Origin of the sequence: Methyloglobulus sp. (genome assembly GCF_040079455.1) — a bacterium.
GTDB lineage: Bacteria > Pseudomonadota > Gammaproteobacteria > Methylococcales > Methylomonadaceae > Methyloglobulus.
Genome location: NZ_JBEBKJ010000110.1, coordinates 1 through 7,965, shown reverse-complemented (window position 1 = coordinate 7,965; position 7,965 = coordinate 1). Strand labels below are relative to the sequence as shown.

6 protein-coding genes are annotated in these 7,965 nt (G+C 46.2%); 4 read left to right on the top strand and 2 right to left on the bottom strand.

Translation table 11 applies throughout. The features are described from left to right. The coding region (locus ABL924_RS16885) for a hypothetical protein (protein ID WP_349028267.1) at positions 1-211 on the top strand (211 nt) is incomplete at its 5' end. Between the two features lie 276 nt (positions 212-487). Here the strand turns inward: ABL924_RS16885 and ABL924_RS16880 are convergent. Further along, complete coding sequence (locus tag ABL924_RS16880) at positions 488-2,224, bottom strand: bifunctional protein-serine/threonine kinase/phosphatase (protein WP_349028266.1); 1,737 nt, start codon at positions 2,222-2,224, stop codon at positions 488-490. A gap of 12 nt (positions 2,225-2,236) precedes the next feature. Then, the gene (locus ABL924_RS16875; protein ID WP_349028265.1) at positions 2,237-3,727 is read right to left on the bottom strand and encodes a NarK family nitrate/nitrite MFS transporter; all 1,491 of its coding nucleotides are present in this window, start codon (positions 3,725-3,727) and stop codon (positions 2,237-2,239) included. A 591-nt stretch (positions 3,728-4,318) separates the two neighbouring features. On the opposite strand from ABL924_RS16875, the gene nirB reads away from it, so the two are divergent. From nirB to ABL924_RS16860, 3 genes are all read left to right on the top strand, one after another. After that, positions 4,319-6,856, top strand: a complete 2,538-nt coding sequence (gene nirB / locus ABL924_RS16870) for a nitrite reductase large subunit NirB (RefSeq protein ID WP_349028264.1) — start codon at positions 4,319-4,321, stop codon at positions 6,854-6,856. Then, the gene (gene nirD, locus ABL924_RS16865) at positions 6,856-7,230 is read left to right on the top strand and encodes a nitrite reductase small subunit NirD (protein WP_349028263.1); all 375 of its coding nucleotides are present in this window, start codon (positions 6,856-6,858) and stop codon (positions 7,228-7,230) included. Before nirB ends, nirD begins: the two co-directional genes overlap by 1 nt. After that, on the top strand, positions 7,227-7,965 hold a 739-nt coding region (locus ABL924_RS16860), incomplete at its 3' end, for a PhzF family phenazine biosynthesis protein (RefSeq protein ID WP_349028262.1). The genes nirD and ABL924_RS16860, both read left to right, overlap by 4 nt.

Genomic DNA, 7,965 nt, shown 5'->3' with positions numbered 1-7,965 from the left:
AATGCATCAGCCAAAAATAGACGCTCCGTCAATCTCAGAGAGATCACAGGAAGTAGTGCGCCCGACCGCACATGAAGCAAAAATTGTCGCCGAGCCGCCACCAGTTCATGAAAGGCCACCTCAACATGTCGATAAAATGATTACGGAACCTGCGCCGATACCATTGCATCACCCATCGGAGCCGTCAGTCCATGAAAAAAAAGCTAAATGAGGTAAATATATAGGGAGGTGAATTGGCGCGTATCCTAAGGATAAAGCTGCCTGTGTTTGCAGATATTTATGTACTGGCCCAATTCCTATCTGATAGTTACCGAGTTTTTAGGATACTTGTCAGGTTGGATTTAATTTAGGTTATTTCCGTACTCTCTCAGTAAAAATATTGCTTGCCGTTGATTGTTTAAGCTGATTGTTTATTGGGATTGGCTTGAGCCCGCCCTACAGCCTTACTGTTTAGTGCCGTAATTGACGATACTCAAATATCGAGAGCTCATTTTACTGATGCCAAAAAATACAATAAGATTAAGTTAATAATGATGAGGATTGCAGATAAACCTTGCCAAAAACGTAAGGGATTACGTTGTAGCAAAGGGATATTATCTTCAGGACGCACAAAGCTAGGGTTGGGGTTATTAAGGTCGTAAAGAAATTCCGATAATTCCTCATAACGCAATCCTGGCGTAATTGAACTGGCTTTTTTTAATGCGCCGTCAATCCAGATGGGCACCATAGGATTATGATGAAAACTGGGTACATAGCGTAAGTTGGCAAGATAGCCTTGGCTGGGTTTTTCCGGCATATCCTGGCCGAATGGCAATGCACCATTCAGCATCTCATAAGTAATTACAGCCAAGGAGTAAAGGTCTGATTTTACGGTTCCGCGCTGGCCTAAGTGGTATTCGGGTGCGGTGTAATTCAAGGTGCCCAAGATGTTATCGTCACTATTGAAAGATAGTGGTGCAATTTCGGCGATACCGGCAATTTTAACCGAACCAAAGTCGATGATTTTAACCACGCCATATTTGTCGAACATGATGTTTTCGGGCTTTAGATCCTGGTGCAGCATTTCTTTGCGGTGGAATGCGCGAAGTCCCTTGGCTATTTGCTCCACTATTTTCCGAACCGTGATGATGTCGGCTTTGGGGTTTGCGCTCATCCAAGACCTGAGTGTTTGCCCTTCCAGATATTCGGTAACATAATACACTGCGCTTTTGGGGCGGTCAGTTGTGATGATTTTTAAAACATTGTTATGGTCAATCCGTTTTCCAGCCCATTCTTCATGCAAAAAATGTTCGATAAAAAGCGTATCGTCGTCGTAGAGAATGGACGGCGTTTTTAAGATGACTTGGGTGTTGGTGTGGGTGTCCAGAGCACGATAAATTTGGGTGCGTTTGCTGGCATGTAGTTCCGCGTCGATGCGATAGCCATCCAACATCGTACCCGATTGTAACAGAGGTGGAAACGGCAGATTGGCATGACGACGCAGGATTTCATCTTCCTTGGCTTCGGGCAAGCCATCAACCTTGAGCAGTTGGCAGGTCAGGTTATCATCACTTTTGTTATGCTTGGCCTGTAGCAGAATCTTCTCAGCCACCAGGGTCAAGTCTGTGCTTTCTGTCAGTAATATCTTTAGGGTTTTATCGTCGATAAAATCATGTATCCCGTCCGTGGTCATCAAAAACAGGTCGCCCCGCTCCAAGGGAATAGATTTGTAGTCAACTTCCAACCTGGGTTCTATGCCCATCGCTCGGCTAAGGTAGTTCTTGTCCTGGGAAATCCAGATACGATGGTCACGGGTGATCTGTTCGAAATTACCTCTACGTAAGCGGTAAATTCGAGAATCACCAACATGGAATAAATATGCCGTCGTTGATTTCAGGATAATAATGCTTAAGGTACTGACCATGCCCTTGGTCGATTGGTAACGGATTTGTCCTTGGCTATACAGCCAGGAATTAGTCGCAGAAAGCACTTTTTGCCCAGCTTGTTTGATCGACCAGGAATCAGGTGTGCTGAAATAATCACTCAGGAAACTGACGATACAGCATTGGCTGGCCTGTTTGCCAGCATCACTGCCGCTCATGCCATCGGCAATGGCAGCAACGATACCTTTATGGGTCAATTGCGGTTCATTCGGGATAATCGAGCCGACAAAATCTTCATTGTCGTCTTTTATCCCTTTATCGGTAGCAAAACCGACACTGACCTTGAGTGAAGTTGTGGGCATGGATGTGATTTATTAATTCAACTCAATCATCTCAATCGACCCATCTTCCTGGACTTCAGCCATGTGGCCCTTGGGTTCATCAATAAATTGGACAGCTAACAAGACAGCCAAAGCAACGCCGTGCATCACCAAAAAAAAGATATTGGGGGTGACGAACGATAAAATCGTCAAAAACAATACCCCGCCGACATTGCCGTACGCACCTACCATGCCTGCAATCTGACCGGTCATACGGCGTTTGATTAGTGGCACGATGGCGTACACTGCACCGCAGCCGCCGGAAACAAAGCAAGAGCATGACATCGTAAGCAATACCACAACGGCAATCGGCCATTCTGAATCAATAAATGACATAGTGAAATAACCTGCTGACATCCCCGCCATAAAAACAGTCAGTGATAATTTACGCCCGAACTTATCACTAAGCCAGCCGCCAGCCGGGCGGGCAACAAGGTTAATAAAGGCAAAACTGCCACCCAGCAAACCCGCTTCGACCATGGTAATGTCTTGCGATTCATGAAAAGTTTCAAAGAAAAATATCGGCAACATTGACACGACAGCCAATTCAGAACCAAAAGCAATCATATAAGCCAAATCCAGGACGGCAACTTGCTTGAACTTGTATTTGTGGATTTCTGCCACTGGTTTTTGTAGATGTTCCTCATTCACATGGATAATCTTATACACGTTATACACGTATAAACACCAAATGCCGATGTGGATAAAAATGGCCGCTGTGTCTGATATTAGATTGGTGTAGTTTGAGCCACCAGATGATGAAAGTTTCCAGGTAAGCAAGCTCAGGGTGGCGTACAAAGGGATGTTCATCGCTATATAAAAGAACAAATCCCAAATGCTGCTGACCTCCATCGCCCCCGCTTTTTTCGGTTTGAAGTAAGTCGATCCTTTAGGCGTATCGGACACACTAAAAAAATACACGACTGAATAGGACAATGAGATAACCCCTGTGCAACCAATAGCATAACGCCAGCCTTCATCACCGCCAAAAAGCAATGCAAAGGACGGCAAAGCAATCGCTGCTGCTGCCGAGCCAAAATTACCCCAACCACCATAAATGCCTTCGGCGATTCCGACCTGTCTTGCCGGAAACCACTCGCCGACCATGCGGATGCCTATTACAAAACCAGCGCCAATAAAACCCATTAGGAATCGAGCCAACGCCAATTGCTCAAAGCTATCTGCCGTAGCAAACATGAAACAGGGAATGCTACCCAATGCCAGTAAAGTCGAATAAGTGCGTTTAGGGCCGAACTTATCAACCAGGATACCGATAACAATACGGGCTGGAATGGTCAGCGCCACGTTTAAGATCAGAATGGTTTTTATTTCCGGCTGGCTTAGGTTCAGGGTTTTAGCAATTGCCAGCATCAATGGTGCATGGTTAAACCACACGACAAAGCTGATGAAAAACGCCATCCAGGTCATGTGGAGGATTTTAATGTTCCCCGAAAATGAGAACAGGTTGAGTTTTGGTGATGACATTGTGACTAGCTCCAGCCAAAATATAAAAAGGTTAATCATGCCAAAGCAATAATTATGCCACCCATAAGAATCAATACTGGCTATACCTAGGTGATGTTGTTGCGTCCATTTTGGTGCATGACTTCACTAATGCAGCAATATTCGATCTTTCTTGGTGCAAACCTCAGTGTTATTGCACATTATTTGTGCATAAGTTGGTGTGGTTAGCTGAATAATTTTATGAAACCATCTAAAATAGATTTTTATTTTATCTGTAACTTTCTGTAATAATTATCAATAATAAATTTTACGATACTGGTAATAAAAATTGGCATAACTTATGCTTTCCAATTATTAGAGGGCATATTGTGAAATAGAGCCTATCAATAAGCTTATAGCTGAGCAATCTGACAAAGGCGTCGATTAAACAACAGGTGTTGTTATTAACACCCTCGCGTTTATAGACGTTTTTTTTTGTCCAAACATTTAAATTTAGCGCTCGTTACTTACGGGCTTTTACAAAATTTACCCTGACTAAATTGTCAGGAGATTCTTAGCTATCGAGCATATTTAACATTTCAGTAAGTAGCAGTTGGATTGTCGAGGTAAATTATGACTAAAAAACAATCATTGGTTGTTATCGGTAATGGCATGGTGGGTCAGAATTTTCTGGCCAGTCTCATGGCAAGCCAGTGCAAAGACAATTATCACATTACGACGTTCTGTGAAGAGCCACGGGCAGCTTATGACCGAGTGCATTTATCCGCCTTTTTCTCTGGAAAAACCGCAGCCGATTTGGCTTTAGCCGATGAAGATTTTTTTGCAGCCAACGGCATCACAATCCATTTAGGTGACAAAGCTGACCACATAGACCGCAACAGCAAGACCGTCACTTCGGCCTTAGGCATCACTATTGCCTATGACGTACTGGTTCTGGCAACGGGTTCTTACCCTTTTGTGCCTCCCGTTCCAGGCCACGACAGGCCAAATTGCCTAGTTTATCGCACGATTGAAGACCTTGAAGCGATGGCGAAGGCTGCAAAATCCAGCAAAATCGGTGTTGTCGTCGGCGGTGGCTTATTAGGTTTGGAAGCTGCTAAGGCATTAACCGACCTGGGCTTGGAAACACATGTCGTCGAATTTGCGCCACGCCTGATGGCAGTTCAGTTGGATGAAGCGGGTGGTGCGATGCTGCGCCGCAAGGTGGAAGCCTTGGGCTTGCAAGTGCATACCGGCAAAAACACAACGCAGATCATCGACGGCGATCTGTGCGTCAACAAGATGTGTTTTGCTGACGGTGAAGAGCTTGAAACCGACATCGTACTATTTTCAGCAGGTATTCGTCCGCGTGATGACATAGCCCGCGCTAGTGGCCTGGAAGTTGGCCCTCGCGGAGGCATCGTAATTGATAACCAATGCAAGACTTCAGATCCCGCTATTTATGCTATCGGCGAATGTGCGCTGTGGAATGGCATGATTTACGGTCTGGTTGCGCCGGGTTATGCGATGGCACGGACTGTTGTTGCCGATCTCGCAGGTGAGCAAGCCAGCTTTACTGGTGCAGACATGAGTACCAAGCTCAAATTGATGGGCGTTGATGTCGCCAGCATCGGCGATGCCCATGCCAAGTCGCAAGGATCATTGGTTTACACCTACCAAAACGGTGCCAGCGAAATCTATAAACGTCTGGTCGTTAGTCAAGACAAAAAGCAGTTGCTAGGTGCGGTGTTAGTCGGCGAAGTATCCGGTTACGGCACATTATTGCAATATTGCTTAAATGGTATTGAGCTGCCGGAAAATCCAGATTCGCTGATCTTACCGCACCGTTCGGATGAATCGGTTGGCTTAGGCCCAGATGCACTCCCGATGTCCGCCCAAATCTGCTCCTGCTACGATGTCACTAAGGGGGCAATTTGTCAGGCGATAGAAGCAGGCTGCACGTCAATTAGCGCATTGAAAGCAGAAACCAAGGCTTCTACCGGCTGTGGCGGTTGCTCGGCGTTATTAAAGTCGGTGATGGATTGTGAATTACTGAAACACGGCATAGAAGTTAACACCGACATTTGCGAACACTTCCCCTATACCCGCCAGGATCTTTACAGCCTCGTCGTCGTCGAACAAATCAAGACCTTCGACGGGCTGTTAGAAAGTCACGGTAAAGGCCGAGGTTGTGAGATATGCAAACCTGCCATCGGCTCTATTTTGGCATCTTACTGGAACGAATACGTACTTGCGAACGAGCATTTAGGCTTGCAGGACACCAACGATACGTTTCTGGCGAATATGCAGAAAGACGGCACGTACTCCGTCGTACCGCGCATCACTGGCGGGGAAATCAGCCCTGACATGTTGATTGCGCTTGGTCAAGTGGGCAAAAAATACAAGCTCTACACCAAGATTACCGGTGGTCAACGGGTCGATTTGTTTGGCGCGCGAGTTGACCAGTTACCGCATATCTGGAAAGAATTGATCGACGCTGGTTTTGAATCTGGTCATGCTTACGGCAAATCCTTACGTACCGTTAAATCCTGCGTCGGCAGTACGTGGTGCCGCTATGGAATAGACGATAGCGTCGGTTTGGCGATAGAACTGGAGAACCGTTACAAAGGCTTGCGCTCACCCCATAAAATCAAATTTGCCGTATCAGGTTGTACCCGCGAATGTGCGGAAGCACAAGGTAAGGATGTTGGGGTTATCGCTACGGAAAACGGCTGGAATTTGTACGTCTGCGGCAATGGCGGCATGAAACCGCGTCACGCTGACTTGTTTGCGACTGGCCTGGATAAAGAAACGCTCATCAAGTACATCGACCGCTTCCTGATATTTTATGTTCGCACCGCAGCACGTCTACAACGCACCTCGGTGTGGATGGAAAATATGGAAGGTGGCCTGGATTATCTTAAAGGCGTTGTCATTGATGACAAACTCGGGCTGTGCGAGCAGTTAGAGCAACAAATGGAACATGTCATCGACACCTATCAATGCGAATGGAAAACCACGATTGAAGACGAAAACAAACTGAAACGCTTCCGGCATTTTATCAACAGCGACCAGCCTGATGATAATGTGGTATTCGTCGAGGAAAGAGGACAAATCCGACCTGCAGACGATGACGAACGCAAGCATTTCAAAATGATGGAGGTCGCTTGATGTCTGTTTGGAAAGATATTTGTAGCACTGATGATTTGCAACCGGACTCTGGCGTGTGCGCGTTAGTAGATGGGCAACAAGTGGCAATCTTCCTTTTAGCAAGAGAACAAGCCGTCTATGCAATCCATAACTATGATCCCATTGGCAAAGCCAACGTGTTATCCCGTGGCCTGATTGGCGATATCAAGGGTGAGCCTGTGGTTGCATCACCGTTGTACAAGCAACATTTCAGCCTTAGGACTGGCATTTGTCTCGAAGATGAAAGCATCGTCGTACCAACTTACCCTATTCGCATACAAAACGGCAGGGTTGAAATACAAGTTACGCCCACTGGTGTTTCTCAAGGTCGTCCATACGAAGAGGCGAACGCATGAAAATCAATTATTACATTGCCGATGTATTTACCAAGCAGTTGTTTAACGGTGCCCAGATAGCGGTATTTCCCAATGCCGACGGCTTGAGTGATGCGACCATGAAACTGCTGGCAAGAGAGCTGAACCTGTCCGAAACGGTGTTCGTTTTTCATCCAGAGCAAAGTGATACCAAACGCAAAATGCGCGTTTTCAGCCCCAAAAAGGAACTCGATTTTGCTGGACATCCGATTATTGCCACAGCTTATATCCTTGGCTTATGCGGCGATATTCCTTTAAACGAAGGGATTACGCCGATTGTTCTGGAGCAAAACGCTGGGGCAATTAATGCCAATATCTCAGTGGCTGATGGTAAACCTACGTTTGTGCAATTTGCCCGTACCGTGGTTTCAATCGTTGATCGCTTTGCGCCGACGGATGAAGAGCTGGCCAGTTTTTTAGGTATCAAACAATCAGAACTCGACCACAAAAAATATTCGCCACGACTGGTTTCCTGCGGTTTTCCCTATTTGATAGTTCCGGTTTGGAATTATGAAACAGTCCGGCAGGCTAAGTTTAATAGCGCAGCTTGGAGCCAATCTATTGCCCCGCAAACAGCAGCGCAAGAAATCCTGCTATTTGCACCCAAAACCCCGTTTGCCGATTCTGATTTCAATGCCCGATTGCTGGGGCCGCACATTGGTCTTTACGATGATCCGCCAATAGGTAGCGCCATGCCCGCTTTTGCAGCGTATCTTT

Excerpts from the sequence above, each read along its gene's own strand:
- ABL924_RS16880 (WP_349028266.1), bottom strand. The coding sequence starts at position 2,224 with ATGCCCACAACTTCACTCAAGGTCAGTGTCGGTTTTGCTACCGATAAA.
- ABL924_RS16875 (WP_349028265.1), bottom strand. The coding sequence starts at position 3,727 with ATGTCATCACCAAAACTCAACCTGTTCTCATTTTCGGGGAACATTAAA.
- nirB (WP_349028264.1), top strand. The coding sequence starts at position 4,319 with ATGACTAAAAAACAATCATTGGTTGTTATCGGTAATGGCATGGTGGGT.
- nirD (WP_349028263.1), top strand. The coding sequence starts at position 6,856 with ATGTCTGTTTGGAAAGATATTTGTAGCACTGATGATTTGCAACCGGAC.